Source organism: Streptomyces sp. NPDC050504, assembly GCF_044458065.1.
Taxonomy (GTDB): Bacteria; Actinomycetota; Actinomycetes; order Streptomycetales; family Streptomycetaceae; genus Streptomyces.
The window spans coordinates 62,909-86,794 of sequence record NZ_JBITHO010000005.1 but is presented as its reverse complement, the minus strand read 5'-3'; the positions used below and the strand labels follow the sequence as shown (position 1 = coordinate 86,794).

Sequence of the window (23,886 nt, the reverse complement as noted above, 5' to 3'; positions counted from 1 at the left end):
CACGTAGAAGGAGTCCGCGATGGGCCCCACGCCCGACACCGCCGTGAAGGCGCTGCTGGAGACCACGACGACGGCGCGGCTGCGCCCGCTGTTCGAGGGCAACAACATCAGCTTCGCCATCGGCTTCAAGCACATCAACTACGTCTCCGAAGCGGCCGTGCTCAACCACTTCAAGGAGGCGGGCCTGGCCGCGGGCGACCTCTACCGCAGGTTCGGCCTGGGCTTCGACATCGTGGACATCCACTCCAGGCTCGCCGCGCTGCTCGCCGTGGACGACGACGTCGAGGCGGTCGTCACCCCGGCCGTCAAGGACGGCGACGGCACGCTGAAGTTCAAGGTCGCGCAGTTCGTCCAGCGCGACGGCGAGCGCGTCAAGTGCGCCACCTCCACCGTCCGCGTCGCCCTGCGCGTCGACGGCCACATCAAGGCCGAGGAGGAGTGGCCGGCCGGCATCGAGCGGTTCGCCGCCGAGCGGCTCGGCACCGGCGAGACCCGCGAGATCGCGGCCGCCCCGGTCCCGTACGGCTCCCTGAGCGAGGGCCGGGGCACCAGCACCGACCCGGTGCTCGCCGAACTCATCGGCGACACCAACGCGTTCGGCTGGCGCTGGCGGATGCCGTACTTCTACTGCCACTTCAACGACCGCGTCCAGATGTCCGGCTTCCTGCGGATCATGGAAGAGGTCGAGGACCTGTTCCTCGCCGACCGCGGCCTGCCCATCAAGCGCGTCCTGGACACCCGCGGCTGGATCCCCGTCGTCACCCAGTCCCGCATCGAGATCCTCGACGAGACCGTGATGGAGGAGGAGCTCTACACCGTCTACACGGTCGAGAACGTCTTCAAGACCCTCCTGTACTCGACCCGCATGGACTGCTACGTCCTGCGCGACGGCAAGCTCGTCAAGACCGCCACCGGCACCATCACCCACGGCTACCTCGTCGAGAGCGCCCCCAACCAGTGGGAGATGGCCGAGTTCGACGAGTCCACCGTCGCCGCCCTCAACACGCCCCGCAAGGCGGGGGCGTGAGCGCGCCCGCGGGCGTGCGGCCCGTCATCACCGCCTGGTCCGCGGTCTCCCCGTACGGCATCGGGGCCGGCACCCTGGTCGAAGGGGTGCGCGCGCACCGCACCACCATCGCCCCCGTCGACACCGGGCGCTGGAACGTCCCGGCCACCAGGGCCCACCTGGTGCCGGGCTTCGAGACCCGCGAAGTGCTCGGCAAGAAGGGCACCCGCTCCATGGACCGGGTCACCGGTCTCGCCGTCTCGGCCGTCGGCTCGCTGCTCGAACAGTCCGACGGCACCCGCGCCGCGGGCACCGGCGAGCGCGCCGGCCTGGTCCTGGCCACCACCACCGGCTCCGCGGCCAGCATGATGGACTTCACGCGCAGCTCGCTGGAGGGCGCCAGGCCCTACGACGTCGACCCGGCCGTCATGCCCAACGCGGTGATGAACTGCGCGGCGGGCCAGTGCGCCATCTGGTACGGCATCAAGGGCCCCAACACCACCCTCGCGGGCGGCCGCGCGGCCGGTCTGCTCGCCCTCAACTACGCGACCAGGCTGCTGTCGTCGGGCCGCGCCGACACCGTGCTGTGCGCGGCCGCCGAGGAGTTCTCCCCGGCCCGCTACTGGCTGGAGAAGCACAGCAGGGGAGCGGAGGCACCGGAGATCGCGCTCGGCGAGGGCGCCGCCGTGCTCCTCGTCCAGCCGCTGGAGACGGTCACCCCCGAGCGCCCCGCGCTCGCCGAGATCCTGGCCGTCAGGTCCCGGGTCGCCACCGGCAAGGACGTGCGCCCCGCGCTGGAGCGCTGCGTGCGCGACGCCCTGGAGAGCGCGGGCGTGACGCCCGACGAGGTGTGGGCCGCGGGCGGCAGCGACGCGCCCGGCCGCCTTGGCCACCTGGAGCGCGAGGTGCTCGGCGAGCTGTTCGGCCCCAAGGCGCTGGAGACGGTGCCCGCCGTCGGCAGGCTGGGGGACACCTCGGCCGCGTCCGGCTCCTTCCAGCTCGCCCAGGCGCTCGCCGTCGCCGCGCACGACCCCGCGTCCGCCGGGCGCGTCGCCGTGGTGACGTCCGCCGACCGCGACGGCTCGCTGGCCTGCGCCGTACTGCGACTGGCGGCGTCATGACCGCGCCCGTGACCGCGCACCCGACCGCGCACCCGACCGGCCGGGCCACCTCCGTCGCCGCCGACGTCGTGGTGACCGCCACCACCGACGAGGGGCTGCCGGCCGCGGCCCGCGTGGAGATCACCGGAGCCGAGCCCGTCTTCGCGGGCCACTACCCCGACTTCCCGATCTTCCCCGGGGTCTGCGTGCTGGAGTGCGTCCAGCGCGCGGCGACCACGGGCGGCGCGAGCCCCCGCCCCGGCGACCTCGCCGCCGTCGAGTCGGCCAGGTTCGCCGGAGCCGTGTACCCCGGCGACACCCTCGAACTCACCCTCAAGTGGCGCCGCGTGGAAGGCGGACTGCGGTGCGACGCCACCGCGACCACCGAGCGCGGCAAGGCCGCGTCCGCGCGGCTGCGCTACACCGAACCAGGAGGTGCGCGGTGACCGCCCCCGTCCAGGAAGCCCCCGCGGCGACCCCCGTACCGGCGCGGGACCTGCCGCGCCCCAGCGACCTGCTGCCGCACCGGTACCCGATGCTGCTGGTCGACCGGGTCCTCGAACTGGTCCCCGGCGAGTCCATCCGCGCGATCAAGTCCGTCACCCTCAACGAGCCCTGGTACGCCGGACTCTCCGAGGCCCCTGACTTCGACTACGCCTACCCGCAGACGCTCCTGGTCGAGTCCTGGGGCCAGACCGCCGGGCTCCTCGCCTCCGCGGTCGCCGAGGCCCCGGTCGGCCAGGTGATGCTCTTCGGCTCCGTCGCGGACGCCGAGTTCCACCTGCCCGTGCTGCCCGGCGACACCGTCGAGCACCGGGTGCGCATCAGCCGCTCCCTCACCGACTCGGTGATCTTCGAGGGGTCCTGCCACCGGGGCGACGAGACCGTGATGACCGTGACCCGCATGGTCATGGCCTTCCGCCCGGCCGGGCAGCTCAGGCCCGAGTCCGGGGCCGGGGCCGAGACCGCGGAAGCCGCAACCGAAGCATCCGAAGCATCCGAAGCAACCGACGCAACCGAAGCAACCCGAAAGGCCGCCCGATGACCGAGAACAGGCCCGTGGCACTCATCAGCGGCGGCTCCCGGGGCATCGGGAGGGCCGTGGTCCTCAAGCTCGCGGCCGACGGCTACGACGTGAGCTTCTGCTACCACTCCCAGAAGGAGGCCGCCGAGGTCCTCGCCAAGGAGGTCGAGGCGCTCGGCGCCCGCGCCCACCACCAGCGCGTGGACGTCGGCTCCGCCGCCGAGGTCAAGGACTGGGTCGCCACCACCGAGCGCGACCTCGGCCCCGTGGCCACCGCCGTCACGTCGGCCGGCATCACCCGTGACAAGGCCCTGATCATGATGGGCGACGACGACTGGAAGTCGGTCATCGCCACCAACCTCGACGGCGTCTTCCACGTCTGCCGCGCGGTCGCCTTCGCCATGATGAAGCGCCGCTCGGGCAGCATCGTCAACATCTCGTCCGTCGCGGGCGTCTACGGCAACGCCACGCAGACCAACTACGCCGCGTCCAAGGCCGGGATCATCGGCTTCTCCCGCTCCCTGGCCAAGGAAGTCGGCCGCTACGGCATCCGCGTCAACACCGTCGCGCCCGGCTTCGTCGACACCGACATGGTCGCGGCCGTCGCCGAGAAGGCCCGCGACGAGGCGCTCAAGGGCGTCGCGCTCGGCCGCATGGGCACCGCCGAGGAGGTCGCCGAGATGGTCGCCTTCCTCGCGGGCGACAAGGCGGCCTACGTCACCGGATCCGTGTTCCAGATCGACGGGGGGATATCACTGTGAGCGAAGACCTGGAGAACCTGGTCACCCGGGCCAAGCGGCGCAAGCGCAGCCCGCGTTGGTACTTCTCGCTGCGTTCGCCGTACTCCTGGTTCGCCTACCGCGACCTCACCGAGAAGTACCCGGACGTGCTGGACGCCATCGAGTGGATCCCGTACTGGGAGCCCGACGCGGAGTCCACCCGGCTGCTCACCGAGGCCGGGGTCGACCTGCCGGTGCGCGACATGCACCGCTCCAAGAACTTCTACATCCTGCGCGACGCGCGCCGCTGGGCCCACGCCCGCGGCTGGAACGTCACCTGGCCGGTGGACCGCGCCCCGCACTGGGAGGTCTCCCACCTCGGCTACCTCGCGGCCGAAGAGGCGGGCAAGGGACGGGAGTTCGTACGGCTGGCCTACCGCGCCCGCTGGCACGAGGGCCGCGACCTGTCGGACCGCGCCACCGTCGCGGAGATCGCCCTCGAACTGGGCCTGGACCCGGCGCTCGGCGACGCGCTCGACGACCCGAAGATCCGCATCAAGGGCCTGGAGTGCCTGATCTCCGCGTACCACGACGACGCCTTCGGCGTGCCGTTCTTCGTGCACGGCCGCGAGGCCTACTGGGGCGCCGAGCGCGTGTCGGCGTTCGCGGCCGCCGTGCGCGGGGTCGCCTGGGACGGCGAGAGCGACGCCCCGTTCACCGTGCCCGAGGGCAGCCGATCGGCCTGACGGGCCGCAGATGGAGAGCATGGAGAGAGCGATGACCACCACTGGAGCACCACAGCGGCTGATCCCGCGCTGGATCCCGCCGACGGCCGCCCAGGCCCCGGCGGCCCGCGCCGAACTCACCCGCGACGTCCCCGTCCGCCTGGCGGCCCGCACCCGGCTGCTCGCCCGGCGCTCCGGGGCCGGCTGGGAGGCCGTGCTGATCGCCGCGCACACCGCCGTGCTCTCCGCCCTCAGCGGCGAGCGCGCCCTGGTGTCCGGCTACGTGCCCCCGGCCGCCGACGGCACCGGGGCCGCCCCGCTCGCCCTCGGCCTCGGGGTCGAGGGCGAGACCTGGCGCGAGCTGCTGACCGCGTCCGAGAAGGCCGTGACGCAGCCGTCGGACGCCGCGTTCGAGGTCGTGCTCGACCTCGGCGCCGCACCCGTCGGAGTCGACACCGACGCCGCCGACACCGTCCTCACCACCGCGCTGCGGTACGGCCCCGAAGGGCCCGTACTGACCCTGCGCCACCGCACCGACGTGCTCGACGCCGAAGCGGCCGGGCGCATCGCGGGCTACTACGTCACCGCGCTCCAGCGCCTCGCCGACGTCCCCGACGCGCCCGCGCGCTCCGCCGTGCTGCTCTCGGCCGACGAGCTGGACCACCAGCTCAACGGGCTCTCGGGCCCCGCCCGCGAACTGCCCGACCGCAGGTTCCACGAGCTGTTCGAGGAGCAGGTCGCCGCCCGGCCCGCCGACGTCGCGGCCGTGTGCGCGGACGAGCGGTGGACGTACGCGGAGCTGAACGCCCGCGCCAACCGCGTCGCCCGCGCGCTGCTCGCCCGCGAACTGGGCGCCGAAGCGGTGGTCGCCGTCGTCACCGAACGCAACCTCGACTGGATGGCCTCGGTCATCGGCATCTTCAAGGCAGGCGCCGCCTACCTGCCGATCGAGCCGCACGCCCCCGCCGACCGGATGGCCCGCACCCTCAAGCGCGCCGAGGTCCGCCTCGCCCTGACCGACGAGGGCGGCCCGGACAACGTCCGCGAGGCCGCCGGGCCCGGCGTCGAACTGCTCACCGTCGCCGCCGCGTACGCCGAGGGGCACGGCGACACCGACCCGGGCGTGGCCGTCGGCCCCGACCAGCTCGCCTACCTCTACTTCACCTCGGGCTCCACCGGCGAGCCCAAGGGCGCCATGTGCGAGCACGCGGGCTTCGTCAACCACCTCTACGCCAAGATCGAGGACCAGTCGATCGGCGAAGGCACGGTGGTCGCCCAGACCGCGCCCCAGTCCTTCGACATCTCGCTCTGGCAGCTGGTCGGCGCGCTCGTCGTCGGCGGCCGCACGCTCATCGTCGAGCAGGACGCCGTCCTCGACGTCGACCGCTACCTCGACACGATCGAGCAGGGCGGGGTCGCCGTCCTCCAGGCCGTCCCCTCCTACCTGGAGGTGCTGCTCACCCGTCTGGAGGAGAACCCGCGCGAACTCCCCGCCCTCAGCTGCGTGTCCGTCACCGGCGAGGCGCTCAAGAAGGAGCTCACCAAGCGCTGGTTCGCCCGCTTCCCGCACATCGCCCTGATGAACGCCTACGGCCTCACCGAGACCTCGGACGACACCAACCACGAGGTGATGACCGGCGTCCCCGTCTGGGACTCCGTCCCGCTCGGCCCCGCCGTCCGCAACGTCACGGTCTACATCGTCGACGAGGAACTGCGCCCCGTGCCGCTCGGCGCCCCCGGCGAGATCGTCTTCTCCGGGGTGTGCGTGGGCCGCGGCTACATCAACGACCCCGAGCGCACCGCCGCCGCCTTCGTCACCGACCCGCACCGCACCGGCGAACGCCTCTACCGCTCCGGCGACTTCGGCCGCTGGCTGCCCGGCGGCACCCTGGAGTTCCTCGGCCGGCGCGACGCCCAGGTCAAGATCCGCGGCTTCCGCATCGAGATCGGCGAGATCGAGAACCAGCTGCTGAAGCTGGACGGGGTCCGCGACGGCGCCGTCGTCGTCGTGGAGAGCTCCGACGAGGGCCGCCACCTCGTCGGCTTCCAGACCGGCTCCGACGACGCCCCCGACGTGCTCCGCGCCCGGCTGCGCGAGCGCCTCCCCGCCTACATGGTGCCCAGCAGGCTGGAGCGGCTCGACGAACTCCCGCTCACCCCCAACGGCAAGACCGACAAGCGCGCCCTGGTCGCCCTCGCCGCCGAACTCGCCGAGTCCGCCGCCGAACAGGAGCACGAGCCGCCCCGCACCGACGCCGAACGGCGGCTCGCCGAGGCCTGGTCCCAGCTCCTCAAGGTCCCCGCCGAGCGCGTCGGCCGCGGCGACAACTTCTTCGACAAGGGCGGCACGTCGCTGACCGCGGTGCGCCTCGTCGTCCTGATGGAGCGCGCCTTCACCCTGCGCGACGTACACCAGCACCCGGTCCTCGCGGACCTCGCCGCGCTGCTGCCCGCACCCACCGACCGATAAGAGGAAGTCCCGTCCCATGGCCGTGACCACCGACACCGCCCCCCTCACCGCCCCCTTCGACGTGGTCCTCACGGAGGGCCGCCCCGCCCTCCTCCAGCTCCCCGCGGGCACCGTCGCCGACCCCGTCGCCTGGGCCGCCGAGCACCGCGCCGCCCTGCGCGCCACCCTCGCCGAGCACGGCGCGGTCCTCGTGCGGGGCCTGGGCATCGCCGACGCCCGGACCGTCGGCCGGGTCGCCGGCGAACTCCTCGACTCGGTCCTCACCGAGCGCGAGGGCTTCGCCGCCCGCCGGGTGCTCGCCGACGGTGTCCACTCCTCCTCCGAGTGGCCCGTCGACCAGCCGATGTGCATGCACCACGAGCTGAGCTACGCCCGCGAGGTGCCCGCCACCCTGCTCTTCTCCTGCCTGACCGCCCCCGAGTCCGGCGGCGTCACCGGCGTCAGCGACTCCGCCGCCGTCCTCCGGGCGCTGCCCGCCCCCCTGGTCGCCCGCTTCGAGACCGAGGGCTGGCTGCTCGACCGCAACTACACCGACACCGTCGGCGTCAGCCCCGAGGCCGCCTTCGGCACCGCCGACCGGGCGGGCATCGAGGAGTACTGCGCCGCCCGCGACATCGAATGCGTCTGGCAGGCCAACGGCGACCTGCGCACCCGCCAGCGCGCCGCGGCCGTGCTGCGCCACCCGGTGACCGGCGAGCGCGGCTGGTTCAACCAGATCGCGTTCCTCAACGAGTGGACCCTGGACCCGGTGATCAGGGAGTACCTGAAGTTCGAGTTCGGCGACGACGGCCTGCCCTTCAACAGCAAGTACGGGCTCGGCTCCGGCCTCGACGAGGACACCGTCCTCACCATCAACGCCGTCTACGAGGAGCACACGCTCCGCGAGCCGTGGCAGGCCGGGGACCTGATGCTCGTGGACAACCTGCGCATGGCGCACAGCCGCGAGGCGTACGAGGGCGAGCGCGAGATCGCCGTGGTACTCGGCGACCCGGTGACCCTCCCCGCCCACCCCTGACCGCAGCCCGCCCCGCCCCCGTACCGCACAGCCCCCTCCCAGAGATGGAGTCCCGCATGTCCTCCCAGCCGCTCGTGCCGCCCTTCGCCGTCATCACCGGCGCCCAGGTGGCGGAGGTCCTCACGGGCAGTGAGAAGCAGGTCGTCGAGCAGGTCGAGGAGGTCTACCGACTCCACGGCGGCGGCGACACCGTCAACCCGCCCTCGTACTTCCTGCGCTTCCCCGACCGCCCCTCATCCCGGATCATCGCCCTGCCCGCGTCCGTGGGCGGCGAGAAGGCCACCGACGGCCTGAAGTGGATCTCCAGCTTCCCGGAGAACGTCGCCGCGGGCATCCCGCGCGCCTCCGCCGTGCTGATCCTCAACGACCACGCCACCGGCTACCCGTTCGCCTGCCTGGAGAGCTCCATCATCAGCGCGTCGCGGACCGCCGCGTCGGCCGCGCTCGCCGCCGACCGGCTCAGCCGCGGCAGCCGCCCGCGCCGCGTCGGCTTCATCGGCACCGGGCTCATCGCCCGCTACATCCACCACTACCTGGCGGCCACCGACTGGACCTTCGACCAGCTCGGCGTGCACGACCTGTCCGACCAGCACGCCCGGTCCTTCGCCGGCTACCTCGGCGAGCACGCGGGCGACGCCCCGGTCACCGTCCACGCCACCGCCGAGGAGCTGATCAAGGAGAGCGACCTGGTCGTCTTCGCCACGGTCGCCGGCTCCCCGCACGTCCACGACCCGTCGTGGTTCGCCCACAACCCGCTCGTCCTCAACGTGTCGCTGCGCGACCTGGCCCCCGAGATCCTGCTGGCGTCCACCAACATCCTCGACGACGTCGAGCACTGCCTGAAGGCGGACACCTCCCCGCACCTGACCGAACAGCTCACCGGCAACCAGGACTTCATCGACGGCACCCTGTACGACGTCCTGGAGGGCCGGGTCGACCTCCCCGACGACCGACCGGTCGTCTTCTCCCCCTTCGGCCTCGGCGTGCTGGACATCGCGCTCGGCCGTTACGTCCACGACCAGCTCCGCGACGCCGGTCGCCTCGGAGTGGTCGACGGCTTCTTCCACGAACTGGACCGCTACGGGCGCACCAACGCCAAATAGCGGCACGGACACGAAATCGGTGATGAAGTGACGGTCATAACCGCCCCGTACGAGATCAACACGGACGACGTCTTCGTCGACCTCAAGTCCGTGTTCGACGTACCGCTCTACCTCAAGTACGAGGGGCTCAACCTCGCCGGATCGGTCAAGCTCAAGGCCGCGCTCTCCATGGTCACGGCCGCCGAGCGCGACGGCATCCTCTCCCCGGGAGACGTCCTCGTCGAGTCCTCGTCGGGCAACCTCGGCATCGCCCTCAGCATGATCGCGGCCCACCGGGGCTACGGGTTCGTCTGCGTCACCGATTCCCGCTGCAACCCGGCGAGCCGCCGCCTCATGGAGTCCTTCGGCGCCCGCGTGCTGGTCATCTCGCGCCCCGACAAGGAGCACGGACTGCTCGGCGCGCGCATCGCCTACGTACGGCGCCTGTGCGACTTCGACCCCAACTACGTCTGGCTCAACCAGTACGTCAACCCGCACAACTGGCTCTCCCACTACCGCACCACGGCCCCCGCGGTCGCCGCCCAGTTCCCCGAACTGGACGTGCTGTTCGTCGGGGCGGGCACCACGGGAACGCTGATGGGCTGCGCCCGCTACTTCCGGGAGCAGGAGCGCGACGTGAAGATCGTCGCCGTCGACAGCGTGGGCTCGGTGACCTTCGGCGGTCCCGCGCTGACCCGGCACATCCCGGGCCTCGGCGCGGGCGTGCGGCCGCAGATGCTCGACGAGGGCCTCGTCGACGACGTGGTCATGGTGACCGAGCGCGACACCCTGGAGAGCTGCCACGTCATGGCCAGGCAGGGCTTCCTGTTCGGCGGTTCCACCGGGACCGTCGTCAGCGGCGCCCTGCGCTGGCTCGCCGCCAGGCCGGAGGGGGAGCGGCTGACCGCGGTGGCCCTCTCGCCCGACCAGGGGGACCGCTACCTCGACTCCCTGTACGACCCCGAGTGGGTGAAGGAGCACTTCGGCGCCCCCGAGACCTGGGACGGCGGGGCCGTGGCCCCGGACCGGCTGGTCACCAGCGGCTGAGCCGTGCGGCCGTCACCGGCGACGGCCGCACGGCACCGCCCGCGCGGCCGTCGCCCGCGCGGCGCATCCCGCCCCTCGCCCCCCGCCCCTTCCGACCGCCCCGTGAAGCAAGGAAGCGAGTCATGGACAAACCTGTCGTACTCATCGCCGAGGAGCTCTCACCCGCCACGGTCGACGCCCTCGGTCCGGACATCGAGGTCCGGCACTGCGCGGGCGCCGACCGGCGGGCCCTGCTCGCGGCGCTTCCCGGGGCCGACGCGGTCCTGGTGCGCAGCGCCACCCGCATGGACGCCGAGGCCCTGGCCGCGGCCGACCGCCTCAAGGTGATCGGCCGGGCCGGGGTCGGCCTGGACAACGTGGACGTGGCCGCCGCCTCCCGTGCCGGGGTCATGGTGGTCAACGCGCCGACCTCCAACGTGGTCAGCGCCGCCGAACTCACCGTCGGACTGCTGCTCTCCGTGGCCCGCAACATCCCGCAGGCCGACGCCGCGCTCAAGGGCGGCCAGTGGAAGCGCGGCCAGTTCACCGGCGTGGAACTCGCCGACAAGACGCTGGGCATCGTCGGCCTCGGCCGCATCGGCTCGCTGGTCGCCCGCCGCATGGAGGCGTTCGGCATGCGGCTGCTCGCCTACGACCCCTACGTGCAGCCGGAGTACGCGGCCCGGCTCGGCGTCGAGGTCGTCGAACTCGACGAACTCCTCACCCGGGCCGACTTCCTGACGGTCCACCTGCCCAAGACCCCGGAGACCGCGGGCCTGCTGGGCTTCGAGGCGCTGCACAAGGTCAAGCCCACGGTCCGCATCGTCAACGCGGCCAGGGGCGGCATCGTGGACGAGGCCGAGCTGTACGCGGCCCTCAAGGAGGGCCGGGTCGCGGGCGCGGGCATCGACGTCTTCGCCAGCGAGCCGTGCACCGACTCGCCCCTGTTCGAGCTGGCCAACGTGGTCGTCACCCCGCACCTGGGGGCCGGCACGGCCGAGGCCCAGGAGCGCGCCGGGGTCTCGGTGGCCCGCTCCGTCCGCCAGGCGCTCGCCGGGCGGTTCGTACCCGAGGCGGTCAACGTCCGGATGGGCCGGGTCGACGACGGACTGGACCCCTGGCTCACCCTGACCGAGCGGGTCGGACGGCTGTTCACCGCGTCAGCCGACGGCCTGCCCGGCCGCATCAGGGTGCGGGTCACGGGCGGGATCGGCCGCCTGGACGCGGCCCCGCTGGAACTGGCCGCCCTCACCGGGGTGCTCGGCGGCGTCGTCGAGTCGGCCAGCTACGTCAACGCGCCGCTGATCGCCCAGGAGCGCGGGCTGGCCACGGAACTGGTCGTCGAGTCCGACGCGCCTGCCGAGTCCGACGTGCCCGCCGAGTCCGCGGTGCCTGCGGGGTCCGCGGTGTCCGCCGGGTCCGCGCACCCCGGGCTGGTCTCCGTGTCCGGCACGCTGCCGGGCGGCACGGAGGTCTCGGTCTCCGGCACGCTGACCGCGCTGGGCGGCGGCGAACGGCTCGTGGAGGTCTGCGGGTTCGGTCTCGACCTGCCGCTCAGCGGCAGCACCGCGTTCCTCAGGGCGCCCGAGGGCGCCGGGGTGATCGGCGGGGTCAGCGAGACGCTCGGCGCGGCGGGCGTCGCCATCGGCGCCCTCCAGATCGGCCGCGACCCCGCCAGGCCCGGCGAGGTCCTGGTGGCGCTGGGCCTGGCGGGCCCGGTCGCCCCCGAGGTGCTGGCCGACGCCGCCGACCGGATCGGGGCCACCGCGTCCTGGTCCCTGGAGCTGCCCCGATGACCATCGACACGAGCATCGCGCCCGGCACAGGCACAGGCATCAACACCGGTACCGGTACCGGCACGAGCACGGCCACGAGCGCGTACGACAGGCTCATGGACCTCCTGGACGGGGCGGGCGCCAGCTACCGGCTCATCGACCACCCCGCCGAGGGCCGCACCGAGCACGCCAGCCTGCTGCGCCGCCACTCCCTGTCCCAGGCCGCCAAGTGCATCGTGGTCCGGGTGGCGCTGGGCCGCCGCGCCCGCCGCTACGTCCTCGCCGTGGTCCCGGGCAACCGCCAGGTGGACCTGGACGGGCTGTGCGAGCTGTACTCGGGTACGGAGGCGTCGTTCGCGACGCGCGCGGTCGCCGAGGACCTCGCGGGGAGCGTGAGCGGATCGGTCATGCCGTTCGCGTTCCACCCCGACCTGGAGCTGGTGGCCGACCCCGGCCTGCTGTCCCACGACGTGATCTACTTCAACGCGGCCAGGCTGGACCGGTCGGTCGCCCTGGCCACGGCCGACTACCTGACCCTGGCCGATCCGCGGGTGGAGCCCGTCGCCCGGCGGATTCCCGTCTCCACCCGAATCTGACACGAGGTGCCCCGAGGATGAGCACAGCCATCGACAGCAACCGCTGGTTCCGCAAGTACGCCGTGACGGCGTCGCCCGCCCGCCGACTGGTGGTCCTGCCGCACGCGGGCGGCAGCGCGAGCTTCTTCCACACCTGGGGCACCGCCTTCGACAGCGCGACGGAAGTGCTGGTGGCCCGCTACCCCGGGCGGCACGACCGGCTGACCGACCCCTGCGTCGAGAGCATGGAGGAGCTGGCCGACAACGTCACCGAGGCGCTGCTGCCCTTCCTGGACGTCCCGGTCACCCTCTTCGGACACAGCATGGGCGCTTCCCTCGCCTACGAGGTGGCACTGCGCCTGGAGCAGCGGCACGGGACGACCCCCGCCGCGCTCCACGTGTCGAGCCGCAGGGCGCCGCACCGCCTGGTCCCGCGCACCCTGCACCTCCAGGGCGACGACGCCCTGATCGCCGAGGTCCGCCGGCTCGGCGGCACCGACGGGATCCTCTTCGACGACCCCGACCTCAGGGAGATAGTGCTGCCCGCGATCCGGGCGGACTTCACGATCGTGGGCACCTACGGGCCGCGCGACGCCGCGCCCGTCGGCTGCCCCGTGTACGCGTACATCGGCGACGCCGACCAGTCGACGCCGCCCGACGAGATGGCCGCCTGGGAGGACGTGGCACCCGGCGGCTTCCGGCTGACGGTCCTGCCGGGCCACCACTTCTACCTGGTGGAGCAGCAGGACGCCGTGACGTCCGCGATCGCCGAGAGCTGGGCGGTGCGCGCGAGCGGCTGAGCGCCGCGCGCGGTCCCCTGCCCGTGCCGGGCTCATGCCGTGCCCGTGCCGTGCCCATGCCGTCGGCCGCCGGACCCGAGGGGTTCAGCGGCCGATGCGCAGTTCCCCCGAGACGACGCGCAGGGCCAGCGCGTCGGAGGTCGTGCCCTCCGCGAAGGCGCGGGCCTTGATGCGCGCCAGCGCGTCCGCGACCGTGCACTCCAACTGCACGGACAGCACCCCGGCAGCCTGGTGCACGACGTCGCGGTGGTCGACGCCCCCGTACAGCTCGGGCTCGGCGTCGAGCCCGACGAGGACCGTGCGGACCAGGGCCGCCGCGACCCTGGCGAAGGCCCCCGACTCCACCACGCCAGGCTCCGGGTCGAACACGGCCAACGCGCCCAGGCACGGCCCCGGTTCGTCGCCCGCCAGCAGTGGCGTCGCGGCGACGCGGGCGATGCCGAGCGAGGTGAGCGCGGGCCCGTAGCCCGGCCAGCGTGCCTCGAACTCGGCCCGCGCCAGGTACAGCCCCCGCCGTTCGGCGGCCGCGTCGACCGCCGGGCCCTCGCCCAGCGTGTACTCCAAGTCCTGCGCCCGGTGGGCCGGTCGGTCGGACGCGGCGAAGGCCAGCTGGCTGCGGTCCGCGCCGACGAGGGTGAGTGCCGCGCTCGGCGTGCCGCACGCCTCCGCGACCCCGCTCATGAAGAGCGGCCGCACTCCGTCGCCCTCTGCCCATCGCGTCATGCGGCGGGCGTACGCCTCCTGGATCGCGGCCGACGACAGGTGGCAGGCGGCCGCCCGTCTGTGCAGCCGCGCCAGGTCCAGATGGGCGTCGAGCCCGGTCTCGGCGGCCAGCCGTTCGTGCTGCTCGGCGGTCTCCTCGCAGCGCCGCGCCCGCGCCTGGGCCCGCTCGGCGCGGGCCCACGCGACCGCGGCACGGGCCGCGCGGCTCTCGCTGGGCTCCATGCCCGACAGCGTACGCCCGCCGGGGTCATCCCGGACCGTCGCTCCGGCCCTCCTCCAGCAGTCGGACGTCCCTTCTGGTCTCCTCCAACTCCTCCCCGGTGAAATGGAGTTCCTTGTCAAGGATCTCCAACTGCTCGATCACGGTCCGGAGTTCACCCTTGTCCTCCTCGCTCCTGGCTGTCCACAGCTCTCCGTACACCCTCTCCAGGTCCTCCCGGACGCGTGCGATCCGGGCCCTGAGCGCGTCGGCCTCCGCGTCGGTCCCCGTCTCGCCGTGACGCTCTCCGTGGCGCTCGCGGGAACGGCCCCGTGAGTGCTCGTGGGGTCGGCGGAAGAACCTCTCGTGCGCGTCGGACGCCTCGAACCGCTCCGCGCCGGCAAGCGGCCGCCCGGCCCCGCCGAGGAAGAGCAGACCGCCCTCGCGCAGCGCGCGGTGGAACCGGCCCATGATCCGGCCCTGCGCCCCGGCGTCGAAGTACACCAGCGTGTCGCGGCAGACCAGCAGGTCGAGCCCGGAGGGCGGGGCGTCCCGCGTCAGGTCGTGCCGCTCGAAGACCACCTGGTGGCGCAGGTCGGCGCGGAAGCGGAAGCGGGCGCCGTCCCGCGCGAAGTACTCGTCGCGCAGCCCGGCGTCGAGCGGCGCCAGGGCCCCGGCCGCGTACAGCCCGGTGCGGGCGCGCAGCAGCGCCCCCTCGTCGACGTCCGTGCCGCGGATCCTGACGCGGCGCAGGCTCTCCCCGACGCCCAGCGCCTGCGCGAACACGATCGCGAGCGCGTACGCCTCCTCGCCCCCGGCGCAGCCCGCGCTCCACACCCGCACCTCATCGCGGCAGTCGGGCCCTTCCAGCACCGCGGGCACCACTTCGCGCCGGAGGAGGTCCCAGGTGCCGGGGTCGTGGAAGAAGACGGCGGGCCCGGCCAGGAGCGCGCCGACGAGGGCGCTCAACTCGGCCGGATCCGCCGCGAGTCGGGCCCGGTAGTCCGCGTAGGCGGCGGTGCCGGCGTGGACCATGCGCCCGCGCAGGCGCCGCCCGAGGAGCTGGCGGTCGCGGCGCGCGGGGTCGAACCCCCGGGCGTCCCGGAGGAATCCGAGAAGGTCGTCGAGATCCTCGTCGGCCCCGGAGCCCGGCGCGTCCCGCGCACCTTGCGCATCCCGCGCATCCCGCGCATCCCGTGCGTTCCGTGCGCCCCGCGCCTCCAACGGCTCACTCATCGGTCCCCCAAGACCTCTTGGTGCCCAGAAGTCCGCGGATCACCTCCGCGATCTCCTCCAGAGGCAGTACGAGGCCCACTGCGCCCGTACCCAGAGCCGCGTGGGGCATGCCCGGTGAATTCCCGTGCCCTTCGGACCCGTCGGGAGAGGGGTGGGGGAGGGGAGGAGGGGGAGGTCAGGAGGTGCGGTGCCCGGGGGCGAGGTGGCCCGAGCGGAGCAGTTCCTCGGTGAGCCTGGCGCGTTCGGCGGGGGTGGGCTGGCGCGGCACGGCGACCAGGTGGGAGACCTGTTCCCGCAACTGCCGGTTCTCCCTGGCGAGTTCGGCCGTACGGTCGCAGAGGTCGGCGAGCGCGCGCACCTCGGCCCGCAGCGACCAGGGGTCGATCGGCTTGACCAGGTAGTCGGCGACGCCGTACTCGTACGCCTTGGCGGCGAGCGTGTCGTCGCGGCCGATGCCGGTGAGGAGCACGACGGGGATGTGCTGGGTGGGTTCGAGGCGCTTGAGGTAGCGGAGCACCTCCACCCCGTCCATCAGCGGCATGATCACGTCGAGGACCGCGACCGAGATCTCCTGGCGCAGGGCGACGCGCAGCGCCTCTTCGCCGTCCGACGCCCGGACGATGGGCCTGCCGAGCGTCTCCAGCACGCTGTGCAGAGCGAAGAGGTTGTCCTCCTGGTCGTCCACCAGAAGGATGCTGCCGGTGCCCGCCATCGCGTTCCCCTTGCCTCTGTCATCTCCCCTACCCGGGCCCGGCGCCCGTTGCACGGCTCCGCGCGCTCCGATGCTCCCCGATTCCCGGGCGTGCGGTGCGGGCGCCGGACGCGGCACCGGCACCGGTTCCGGCCCCGGGGCGGGGATTCAGCGGGCCCACCAGGTGAGGCCGTCCGCGTCGGCGCGGTGTGCGGGAGCGGCACCGCCCGGTTCCAGGGCGACGGCGGCGGCCCGAACGAGCCAGGCGTTGACCGACAGGCCCTCCCGGCTCGCGGCGCTCTCGACGCGGGACTTGAGGTGCCCGGGGAGCCGGAAGTTGACGCGCGCGACACTTCCGTCGTCATCCATGGCGGCGGTGGTGGCGGTGGTGGCGGTGGTGGCGGCCGGGGTCGGGGCCGCGGGGGCGTTCTCGTACGGTCTGTCCCGGGGCGGTGGTGTCACCACGAACTCCGGTGCGAGGCCCCGCAGTCGCACGTCGACCGAGCCGGGCGCGAGCTCGCGGGTGACCTCGCTCATGGCCGCGGAGAGCGCGTCGAGGAGGGTGAGCCGGACGGCCGACTCCAGTGGAGCGGCGAGCCGTTCGGCCAGGTCGCGGGCGTCCTCGCCGCGCGCCTCCGCGGCGAGGACGAGTTCCTGCCTGAGGCGGTCGACATGGGGCGTGAGGTCCATAGCGCCATCATGGCACCAGTGTGACGCCACTACAACCCATGATGGCGCCATGTGGCGCCGCCTTCACTCGGCGATGTCGACCCCGTACCCCCGGGCGAGGTCCGCGAGCCCGTGGTCGTACCCCTGCCCGACCGCCCGGAACCGCCACAGGGGCCCGCGCCGGTACAACTCGCCGAGGAGCAGGGTGCGTTCGGTGGTGGCGGCGTCCAGGGTGGCGCGGGCCAGCGGCGCGGATCCGGTGCCCGGGGCGGCGGCCACCTGGACCGCGCCGACGTCCCCGAAGGTGGCGGGCCCGTCGACGGCCGCCGCGACGACGAGCTTGCGCACCGAGGGGGCGAGGGAGGGGAGGTCGACGACGACGGTCTGCTCGGCGGGCCCGTCGGTGAGGAGCCGTACGGTCCCCGAAGGGTTCTCGGGGGCGCCGTAGAAGACGAAGTCCTCGTCGAACGGGACCTGTTCGTCCCCGTCGAGCGCGAACGCCACCACGTCGATCTCGCAGCCGACGGGCGGCACCCAGCCCGCGGTGACGTGCCACTGCCCAGGGGGCAGGTCGACGACGCCGCCGCGCGGTAGCACCTGGGGCTCGCTCGCCCGCGCGACGGCCGCCCAGGCGGTGGGGGCGACGGGAGTGGGCGCGTCGAGCCAGTCCGTGTCGTGCACGGGGATTTCGAGTGCGGTGATCCGGCGCATGCGGCGGTCGCGCTCGCCGTCGGCCAGGAGCACGACGTCGGTGACGCTGGCGGAGAGGTTGACGGCGGCGGACCCGCCGAGCTCGACGACGCGCGTACGGGCGGCGACGGCCACGGGGTGCGTACCGCCGAGCACGAGGACGCGGCGGCGGTGGAGGGGACGGTCGGCGGGGGAAGTGCGGGCCGGGGCCGAGGCCGGGGCCGGTGCCGGAGTCTGGACCTGGGCCGGAACCGGAGCCTGATCCAGAGGCCCCCGAGGAGCAGGAAGCCCCCCACTGCCCTCCCGACCGCTCTTTGGCCCACTCGCCCCACGGCTCTCCGGCCCACCCTCCCCAACACCCTCCCCAACGCTCGCCCCACCGCTCTCCCCGTGGCGCTCCCCGCCCCCGACCTCAGCCAACAGGCGCAGGAACGCGGCCTCGTCGAGGACGGGCACGCCCTCGGCGGCGGCGCGCCGGGCCTTGGCGGAGGTGGAGGCGGGCTCGTTGGTCACGAGCACGCTGGTGTGCCGGCTGACGGACGACACCACGTTGAGCCCGGCGGCGACGGCGCGTTCGACGAGGTCGGCGCGGGAGAGGTCGGTGCTGCCGGTTACGGCGACCTTCATGCCCTGGAGCAACGGCCCGCCGGGGGCCATGCGCCCCGGATTGCGGTACGGGCAGGGGGTCTTGGGCGCCCGGGGAGCGAACCGCACGTCCTGCCGGGGCGGGCAGGAGACGAACGGCAGCGGCAGCCCGAGGCGCGCGGCCTCGCGCAGGGAGGCCCGCAGGATCCCGGTGAGCACCCGGGTGTCGTCGAGCGCGTCGTGCGCACGGGTCTGCGGTACGCCGTAGTGGGCGGCGAGCGTGCCGAGCTTCAGGTCCTCCGTGGGCGGGTCCATCTGCCGGTTGAGCGCGAGGGTGCACAGCCGCCGGGTCACGGGCAGGGGCGTGCGGGCGCGGGCGAACTCGTGGGCGAGGAAGTCGTAGTCGAACTGGGCGTTGTGCGCGACGAGCACCCGCCCTTCGAGCAGCGCCGCGATCCGCCCGGCGACCGCCCCGAACCCGGGCGCCCCGCGCAGGCGTTCGGCGGTCAGCCCGTGCACCTCGACGGGCCCGGGATCGCACCCCGGATCGAGCAGGGTGCTGAACTCCCCGGTCTGCTCCCCGTCGGCCCCGAGCGTCACCACGGCAACGGACAGCACCCGATCGCGCCGAGCGACGAGCCCGGAGGTCTCCACATCCACCAGGGCCCACTCATGGGCGTACTCCCGCATGTCGGGCAGACCGACAGCCGCACTGACGAGACTCATGCGGGCAAGGATGTTGCGGAACCCCCCGCTCCATCAACCGAATCCCCATTTTCCCCACCCACATTTTCCCCAAGCCCACCACATCCACCGCCCCGGGCCCGCTGAACGGCTGCCGGAAGAGCGGGCGCGGAGCCCGCCGCCCGCACCGGCGCCGGTGAGCCGCGGCGTTTACGCGGCCGCTACGCGCGCCCCGCTAGGCTTCCCGACCAGCAAAAAGGACCCTCCCGAAGGAGGGTCCGATCGTGCGCCCCCGGCAGGACTCGAACCTGCGGCCAAGCGCTTAGAAGGCGCCTGCTCTATCCACTGAGCTACGGGGGCCGGGATGGTGGCCGCGGTGGCCGGGAGCCCCGGGCTGGGCAGGTCGGCGGGGTGGGTCGTGGTGCGTGACCCGTGTCCGTGACCTTGCCGGGACAAGGATAGGGCTCCGATCGCCTTGACCCGGTTGCTTCACCTGCGTGGCACGATGTGGAGGTTCGGTGAAGCGAACCGATAATCGCAGGCGAGTGCGATTCCCGCAGCGCTTTTTGCGTCTCAGGCCACGGGTGTTGTGCACTCGTTATGCCTGCGCCCCACTCGTCCCGTCTGTTCCCGGTATCCGACCGGCGCGCAGAGGGTGCCCATACGCTTCAAAAAGGCGCCAAAATTGGGCATTCTTCGCATGTGGTGACCATGGATGTACGGCCTCAGCTGATCGACGCACTCTCCGCCCTGCGTGACCGGGTCGCCGCCGTGCGCCTCCCCCTTCCTCTTCCGGGTGCGCCACGCGCGCGCCAGACGCGGGTCGAACTGCTCGCGCAGCTCGACGACTATCTGGTGCCCCGGCTCAAGGACCCCGAAGCGCCGCTGCTCGCGGTCGTCGGCGGGTCCACCGGGGCCGGGAAGTCGACGCTCGTCAACTCGCTGGTGGGGCGGTGCGTCAGCGAGGCCGGGGTGCTCCGGCCCACGACCCGCGTCCCCGTACTGGTGTGCCACCCCGACGACCACCACTGGTTCGCGGGCCCCCGCGTGCTGCCGCAGCTCACCCGGGTCTGGCTGCCCAGGCCCGGGGTGGAGGCCGAGGAGGGGGACGGCGAAGAGGACGGCCGCGACAGCACCCTGCGCGTCGAGACCGCCGAATCGCTGCCCCGCGGACTCGCCCTCCTCGACGCCCCCGACATCGACTCCCTCGTCGCCGACAACCGACTGCTCGCCGCCGAACTGCTCTGCGCCGCCGACGTATGGGTGATGGTGACCACCGGATCGCGGTACGCGGACGCCGTCCCGTGGCACCTGCTCCGTACCGCCAAGGAGTACGACGCCTCGCTCGTGACCGTCCTCGATCGGGTGCCCCACCAGTTCGTCGCCGAGGTCTCGCAGCAGTACGGGGCGCTGCTCACCCGGGCCGGACTCGGGGACGTACCCCGTTTCACCATCCCCGAACTCCCCGAATCCGCGGGCGGCGGCAGCGGGCTGCTGCCCACCACCGCCGTCGCCCCGCTGTACGCGTGGCTCGCCCACCGCGCACAGGACCCCGCCGCCCGGCAGCAGGCCGTCGGGCGCACCGCCGCGGGGGTCGTCGATTCGCTGAACAGCCGCATGCCCGAACTCGCCGCCGCCGTCGCCGCACAGCACGCCGCCGCCGTACGGCTGAACAGTGCGGTGGAAGAGGCGTACGAAAGGGAGGGCGAACGCGTGGAGCGGCAGTTGCGGAGCGGCGCCGTGCTCTCCGGCGACGCCAGGACCCGGTGGCGCGGCTATCCGCTCGACAGTTCGGCCGGTGAACTCCTCGACTCGCTCGCCGAGAGCCTGGCCGCCCTGCTGGTGTGCGCGGTGGCCGCCGCCGACGAGGCCGTACGGGGGAACTGGGCGCGCGACCCGGCCGCCGCCGGGCTGACCTTCCCGGAAGCGGACGGGGACGGGGGCGGGGATGGAGAAGGGGGAAGGGTCGGGGGGAAGGCCGGTGATGCCGGTGGGCGCATCGGGCTCGCCGTACGGCGCTGGCGGCGCGTACTGGAAGAGCTGGCCGAGGAGGAGGTGCGGGACGCGGAGCGCGGCACCCTGCCGGACGCCGAGACCGTCGCCGCTCTCCTCGCCGCCGCCCTGCTCGGCGGACGCCGGGCCCGTGCGGCGGGCGAACAGCTCGCCGAACGGATCGGTGTCCAGGGCGCGCTCAGGCTCCGTGACAAGGGCGGCGCCCTGGTCGCCGCGTACATCGAACGCGTGCTGAACGGCGAGCGCGACCGGCGGCTCGCCCCCGTCGACGCCCTCGACGTCAGCCCCGAACCCCAGGCCGAACTGATCGCCGCGCTGTCCGTACTTCAGAAGGAGAGGTGGCAGCGATGACTGCCGTGACCGGCCGGACCGAGAACATGGAGAAGGCTGAGAGGGCCGAGAGGGCGGAGAGGGCCGGGGAGGAGGGGCGCGACGGTGCCCCGACCGAAACGCCCGACAAGGGCGCGGCGCACGACAAGAGCGCCCCGCCCGGCAAGGGCGACGCGCGCTGGGACGACGGGATCATCCGGCGCAGGGCCACCCAGCTGCCCCCCGTCCGGGACATCACCGCCGAACAGCACCGCGACGCCCCGGTGGACAGCGCCCTGCCCTGCGGCACCGCCCTGCGGCCCCGGCTGGACGCGCTGCGCGAGCTGGTCGGCCTCTCCAGGAACCGGCTGGAGGGCGCGACCCTCGCCGAGGCCGGACGGGTGCTCGACGAGGCGGCCGCGCGGCAGCGGCTCTCCTCCCGGCACACCGTCGTCGCCGTCGCGGGCGCCACGGGCAGCGGCAAGTCGACGCTCTTCAACGCACTGGCCGGATCGTCGATCTCGGAGACCGGACTGAAGCGCCCCACCACCGCCGCGCCCATCGCGTGCAGCTGGACGGACGGCGCCGCCGGACTGCTGGACCGGCTCGCGATCCCGGGACGACTGCGGCGCAGGCCCCTTCAGACCGTCGAAGGACTGGAAGGGCTCGACGGCCTGGTCCTGGTCGACCTGCCCGACCACGACTCCGCCGTCACCGCGCACCGCGACCAGGTGGACCGGGTGCTGGCACTGGTCGACGCGGTGATCTGGGTCGTCGACCCGGAGAAGTACGCGGACGCGGCGCTGCACGAGCGGTACTTGAGGCCGCTGGCCGGGCACGCCGAAGTGACGTTCGTGGTGCTCAACCAGATCGACCGGCTGCCGGGCGACGCGGCCGACCAGGTCCTGGACGACCTGCGGCGGCTCCTGGACGAGGACGGCATGGCGCTCGGCGAGCACGGCGAACCGGGCGCCACGGTGCTCGCGCTCTCCGCGCTCACCGGCGAAGGGCTCGGCGAACTGCGCGAACTGCTGGGCGGTTTCGTACGGGAGCGCACGGCGGCGGCCCGCAGGCTCGCCGCCGACGTGGACGCGGCGGCGGCCGGGCTGCGTCCCGTGTACGTCGCCGAGGGGCGGCCGGGGCTCGACGAGCGGGCCCGCGAGGAGTTCGGCGACCGGCTGGCGGCCGCGGTGGGCGCGGCGGCGGCCGGGCAGGCGGCGGAGCGCGAGTGGCGCAGGAACGCGGGGAAGGCGTGCGGCACGCCCTGGCTGCGGCTCTGGCGGTGGTACGAGCGGACGCGCACCCCGGGCGCCGACGTCTCGCCCCGGGCCGCGGCTCCCGTGGAGGACGAGTTGACGGCGCGTCAGCGTGTCGAGCAGGCGGTGCGCCAGGTCGCGGACGACGCGTCGCGCGGGCTGCCCGCGCCGTGGGCGGCGGCGGTGCACGAGGCGGCGGTGCGCGGGGCCGAGGGCCTGCCGGAGGCGCTGGACGAACTCGCGGAGCGGGAGGCGGCGTCGGGCGGCAGGCAGGGCGGGAGGCAGGGCGGGAGGCCTGGCGGTAAGACGGTCGGGAGGGCGGTCGGAAGGGCGGTCGGGAAGGCGGCGGGGGAGACGGAGGAGATGGGGGAGACGGGGGAGACGGGTGTGGGGGCGGTCGGGAGGGTGGGGGCCAGACCGCCGCGGCCCGCGTGGTGGCCCGCCGCGGTGCTGACGCAGGCCGCGATGACGCTGTTGCAGGTCTTCGGCGCGCTGTGGCTCGCGGGCCAGATCATCGGGGTGCTCGAACCGGGTCTTGCCGCGCCCGCGTTGGTGATGCTCGCGGGGATCGTCGGGGGGCCGCTGGTGGAGTGGTCGTGCGCGGTGGCGGCGCGGGGGCCGGCGCGCAGGTACGGGCAGGACGCCGAGCGGCGGTTGCGGGAGGCGGCGGCCGGGTGCGGGCGGGCGAAGGTGCTCGACCCGGTCGCGGCGGAGCTGCTGCGGTACCGGGAGGTGCGCGAGCAGTACGCGACGGTGACGGGGTTGTCCACAACCGGCCGGTAGTCCACAGGCCGCGGCGGGACGCGCGGACCGGGCCCACCATGGAATCACCGGAACCGACGGGGGGCCGGGGCCGGATTCCGGGCGGGGCCCGGTCCGTGGAAGGGGGAGACCTGTGTCCGAGACGATGGTGACCGTGGTGGGGAACGTGGCCACGAACGTGGAGTTCCGCGAGACGGCGACGGGCTCGATGGCACGATTCAGGTTCGCGGCGACGGCGCGCCGCTGGGACCGCGAGAAACAGCTCTGGGCCGACGGACACACCAATTTCTACACGGTGTTCGCCTGGCGTTCCCTCGCGGCCAATCTCGCGGGTTCGGTCACGGTCGGCGAACCGCTCGTGGTGCACGGCAGGTTGAAGGTGCGCGAGGAGGAGCGGGACGGGCAGCGCAGGACGTTCGTCGACATCGAGGCGTTCGCGGTGGGCCACGACCTGTCGCGCGGCACGGCCGCGTTCCGCCGCGTGTCGAAGGCGGATCCGGCCTTGACCGAGCGCGGCGGCAGGGAGGTGTACGCGGGCAGGGAGGCGTACTCGGTCCGCGAGGCGCTCGCGGCGAGGGAGGCGTACGAGGCCAGGAAGGCGTACGGGACCCGCGAGACGGGCGGGACCCGACACCCGGGCGGAGGCGAGCACCCGGGCGGAGGCGAGGACCAGGGCGGCGCCTCGCACCAGGCCGGAACACGTGAACCGGCCGGAACGCGCGACCCGGTCGGAACGCGCGACCCGGTCGGCG

20 protein-coding genes, 1 tRNA gene and 1 pseudogene are annotated in these 23,886 nt (G+C 73.7%); 16 read left to right on the top strand and 6 right to left on the bottom strand.

Annotated elements, in window-relative coordinates:
• Positions 1–19 precede the first annotated feature (19 nt).
• The 13 genes from ACIBNE_RS19450 (at position 20) to ACIBNE_RS19390 (ending at position 13,317) form a co-directional block, all read left to right on the top strand.
• Complete coding sequence (locus ACIBNE_RS19450; RefSeq protein ID WP_399273100.1) at positions 20–1,027, top strand: hypothetical protein; 1,008 nt, start codon at positions 20–22, stop codon at positions 1,025–1,027.
• On the top strand, positions 1,024–2,127 hold the full coding sequence (locus ACIBNE_RS19445) for a beta-ketoacyl synthase N-terminal-like domain-containing protein (protein WP_399273098.1): 1,104 nt from the start codon (positions 1,024–1,026) through the stop codon (positions 2,125–2,127). Before ACIBNE_RS19450 ends, ACIBNE_RS19445 begins: the two co-directional genes overlap by 4 nt.
• Positions 2,124–2,552, top strand: coding sequence for a 3-hydroxyacyl-ACP dehydratase FabZ family protein (locus tag ACIBNE_RS19440; RefSeq protein WP_399273097.1), 429 nt, complete (start codon positions 2,124–2,126; stop codon positions 2,550–2,552). The genes ACIBNE_RS19445 and ACIBNE_RS19440 overlap by 4 nt, the downstream gene beginning before the upstream one ends.
• The gene (locus tag ACIBNE_RS19435; RefSeq protein WP_399273096.1) at positions 2,549–3,151 is read left to right on the top strand and encodes a 3-hydroxyacyl-ACP dehydratase FabZ family protein; all 603 of its coding nucleotides are present in this window, start codon (positions 2,549–2,551) and stop codon (positions 3,149–3,151) included. The genes ACIBNE_RS19440 and ACIBNE_RS19435 overlap by 4 nt, the downstream gene beginning before the upstream one ends.
• A complete protein-coding gene (fabG, locus tag ACIBNE_RS19430; RefSeq protein WP_399273094.1) occupies positions 3,148–3,891 on the top strand; it encodes a 3-oxoacyl-ACP reductase FabG in 744 nt (247 codons plus the stop codon). Before ACIBNE_RS19435 ends, fabG begins: the two co-directional genes overlap by 4 nt.
• The gene (locus tag ACIBNE_RS19425) at positions 3,888–4,595 is read left to right on the top strand and encodes a 2-hydroxychromene-2-carboxylate isomerase (RefSeq protein WP_399273092.1); all 708 of its coding nucleotides are present in this window, start codon (positions 3,888–3,890) and stop codon (positions 4,593–4,595) included. The genes fabG and ACIBNE_RS19425 overlap by 4 nt, the downstream gene beginning before the upstream one ends.
• Before the next feature lie 31 nt (positions 4,596–4,626).
• On the top strand, positions 4,627–7,044 hold the full coding sequence (locus ACIBNE_RS19420; RefSeq protein WP_399273090.1) for an amino acid adenylation domain-containing protein: 2,418 nt from the start codon (positions 4,627–4,629) through the stop codon (positions 7,042–7,044).
• Between the two features lie 16 nt (positions 7,045–7,060).
• A complete protein-coding gene (locus ACIBNE_RS19415) occupies positions 7,061–8,059 on the top strand; it encodes a TauD/TfdA family dioxygenase (protein WP_399273088.1) in 999 nt (332 codons plus the stop codon).
• Between the two features lie 56 nt (positions 8,060–8,115).
• Entirely contained in the window at positions 8,116–9,162 is a 1,047-nt protein-coding gene (gene sbnB, locus ACIBNE_RS19410) for a 2,3-diaminopropionate biosynthesis protein SbnB (RefSeq protein WP_399273087.1), read from the top strand.
• Between the two features lie 27 nt (positions 9,163–9,189).
• Positions 9,190–10,188 carry a 2,3-diaminopropionate biosynthesis protein SbnA gene (gene sbnA, locus ACIBNE_RS19405; protein WP_399273085.1) on the top strand — a complete coding sequence of 333 codons (999 nt, stop codon included), beginning with the start codon at positions 9,190–9,192 and terminating at the stop codon, positions 10,186–10,188.
• 122 nt (positions 10,189–10,310) lie between these two features.
• Positions 10,311–11,963: a phosphoglycerate dehydrogenase gene (gene serA / locus ACIBNE_RS19400; RefSeq protein ID WP_399273083.1), complete on the top strand. Its 1,653-nt coding sequence runs from the start codon at positions 10,311–10,313 to the stop codon at positions 11,961–11,963.
• Between the two features lie 95 nt (positions 11,964–12,058).
• The gene (locus tag ACIBNE_RS19395) at positions 12,059–12,538 is read left to right on the top strand and encodes a YbaK/EbsC family protein (protein ID WP_399274225.1); all 480 of its coding nucleotides are present in this window, start codon (positions 12,059–12,061) and stop codon (positions 12,536–12,538) included.
• A 17-nt stretch (positions 12,539–12,555) separates the two neighbouring features.
• Positions 12,556–13,317: a thioesterase II family protein gene (locus tag ACIBNE_RS19390; protein ID WP_399273082.1), complete on the top strand. Its 762-nt coding sequence runs from the start codon at positions 12,556–12,558 to the stop codon at positions 13,315–13,317.
• 84 nt (positions 13,318–13,401) lie between these two features.
• Here the strand turns inward: ACIBNE_RS19390 and ACIBNE_RS19385 are convergent, their stop codons facing one another.
• From ACIBNE_RS19385 to ACIBNE_RS19360, 6 genes are all read right to left on the bottom strand, one after another.
• Complete coding sequence (locus ACIBNE_RS19385) at positions 13,402–14,262, bottom strand: GAF domain-containing protein (RefSeq protein ID WP_399273080.1); 861 nt, start codon at positions 14,260–14,262, stop codon at positions 13,402–13,404.
• Between the two features lie 25 nt (positions 14,263–14,287).
• On the bottom strand, positions 14,288–15,475 hold the full coding sequence (locus tag ACIBNE_RS19380; protein WP_399273078.1) for a CheR family methyltransferase: 1,188 nt from the start codon (positions 15,473–15,475) through the stop codon (positions 14,288–14,290).
• A 175-nt stretch (positions 15,476–15,650) separates the two neighbouring features.
• A complete protein-coding gene (locus ACIBNE_RS19375; RefSeq protein ID WP_399273076.1) occupies positions 15,651–16,187 on the bottom strand; it encodes a two-component system response regulator in 537 nt (178 codons plus the stop codon).
• 147 nt (positions 16,188–16,334) lie between these two features.
• Positions 16,335–16,856, bottom strand: coding sequence for a hypothetical protein (locus tag ACIBNE_RS19370; protein ID WP_399273074.1), 522 nt, complete (start codon positions 16,854–16,856; stop codon positions 16,335–16,337).
• Between the two features lie 63 nt (positions 16,857–16,919).
• Positions 16,920–18,836, bottom strand: a complete 1,917-nt coding sequence (locus ACIBNE_RS19365) for a TerD family protein (RefSeq protein ID WP_399273072.1) — start codon at positions 18,834–18,836, stop codon at positions 16,920–16,922.
• A gap of 245 nt (positions 18,837–19,081) precedes the next feature.
• A tRNA-Arg gene (locus ACIBNE_RS19360) sits at positions 19,082–19,154 on the bottom strand.
• Positions 19,155–19,505: 351 nt separating this feature from the next.
• Here ACIBNE_RS19360 and ACIBNE_RS19355 point away from each other — a divergent pair.
• From ACIBNE_RS19355 to ACIBNE_RS19345, 3 genes and pseudogenes are all read left to right on the top strand, one after another.
• Complete coding sequence (locus ACIBNE_RS19355) at positions 19,506–21,158, top strand: ATP-binding protein (protein ID WP_399273070.1); 1,653 nt, start codon at positions 19,506–19,508, stop codon at positions 21,156–21,158.
• Positions 21,155–23,155 (top strand): GTPase, encoded by a 2,001-nt coding sequence (locus tag ACIBNE_RS19350; RefSeq protein ID WP_399273069.1) that lies wholly within the window; start codon positions 21,155–21,157, stop codon positions 23,153–23,155. Before ACIBNE_RS19355 ends, ACIBNE_RS19350 begins: the two co-directional genes overlap by 4 nt.
• 112 nt (positions 23,156–23,267) lie before the next feature.
• Positions 23,268–23,648: pseudogene (locus ACIBNE_RS19345) on the top strand (single-stranded DNA-binding protein); the annotation flags it as partial.
• Positions 23,649–23,886: the final 238 nt, after the last annotated feature.

Coding starts and splice junctions, on each gene's coding strand:
- ACIBNE_RS19380 (WP_399273078.1), bottom strand. CDS start 15,475: ATGAGTGAGCCGTTGGAGGCGCGGGGCGCACGGAACGCACGGGATGCG.
- ACIBNE_RS19420 (WP_399273090.1), top strand. CDS start 4,627: ATGACCACCACTGGAGCACCACAGCGGCTGATCCCGCGCTGGATCCCG.
- ACIBNE_RS19375 (WP_399273076.1), bottom strand. CDS start 16,187: ATGGCGGGCACCGGCAGCATCCTTCTGGTGGACGACCAGGAGGACAAC.
- serA (WP_399273083.1), top strand. CDS start 10,311: ATGGACAAACCTGTCGTACTCATCGCCGAGGAGCTCTCACCCGCCACG.
- ACIBNE_RS19355 (WP_399273070.1), top strand. CDS start 19,506: ATGGATGTACGGCCTCAGCTGATCGACGCACTCTCCGCCCTGCGTGAC.
- sbnB (WP_399273087.1), top strand. CDS start 8,116: ATGTCCTCCCAGCCGCTCGTGCCGCCCTTCGCCGTCATCACCGGCGCC.
- ACIBNE_RS19385 (WP_399273080.1), bottom strand. CDS start 14,262: ATGGAGCCCAGCGAGAGCCGCGCGGCCCGTGCCGCGGTCGCGTGGGCC.
- fabG (WP_399273094.1), top strand. CDS start 3,148: ATGACCGAGAACAGGCCCGTGGCACTCATCAGCGGCGGCTCCCGGGGC.
- ACIBNE_RS19370 (WP_399273074.1), bottom strand. CDS start 16,856: ATGGACCTCACGCCCCATGTCGACCGCCTCAGGCAGGAACTCGTCCTC.
- ACIBNE_RS19390 (WP_399273082.1), top strand. CDS start 12,556: ATGAGCACAGCCATCGACAGCAACCGCTGGTTCCGCAAGTACGCCGTG.
- ACIBNE_RS19440 (WP_399273097.1), top strand. CDS start 2,124: ATGACCGCGCCCGTGACCGCGCACCCGACCGCGCACCCGACCGGCCGG.
- ACIBNE_RS19395 (WP_399274225.1), top strand. CDS start 12,059: ATGGACCTCCTGGACGGGGCGGGCGCCAGCTACCGGCTCATCGACCAC.
- ACIBNE_RS19450 (WP_399273100.1), top strand. CDS start 20: ATGGGCCCCACGCCCGACACCGCCGTGAAGGCGCTGCTGGAGACCACG.
- ACIBNE_RS19415 (WP_399273088.1), top strand. CDS start 7,061: ATGGCCGTGACCACCGACACCGCCCCCCTCACCGCCCCCTTCGACGTG.
- ACIBNE_RS19350 (WP_399273069.1), top strand. CDS start 21,155: ATGACTGCCGTGACCGGCCGGACCGAGAACATGGAGAAGGCTGAGAGG.
- ACIBNE_RS19365 (WP_399273072.1), bottom strand. CDS start 18,836: ATGAGTCTCGTCAGTGCGGCTGTCGGTCTGCCCGACATGCGGGAGTAC.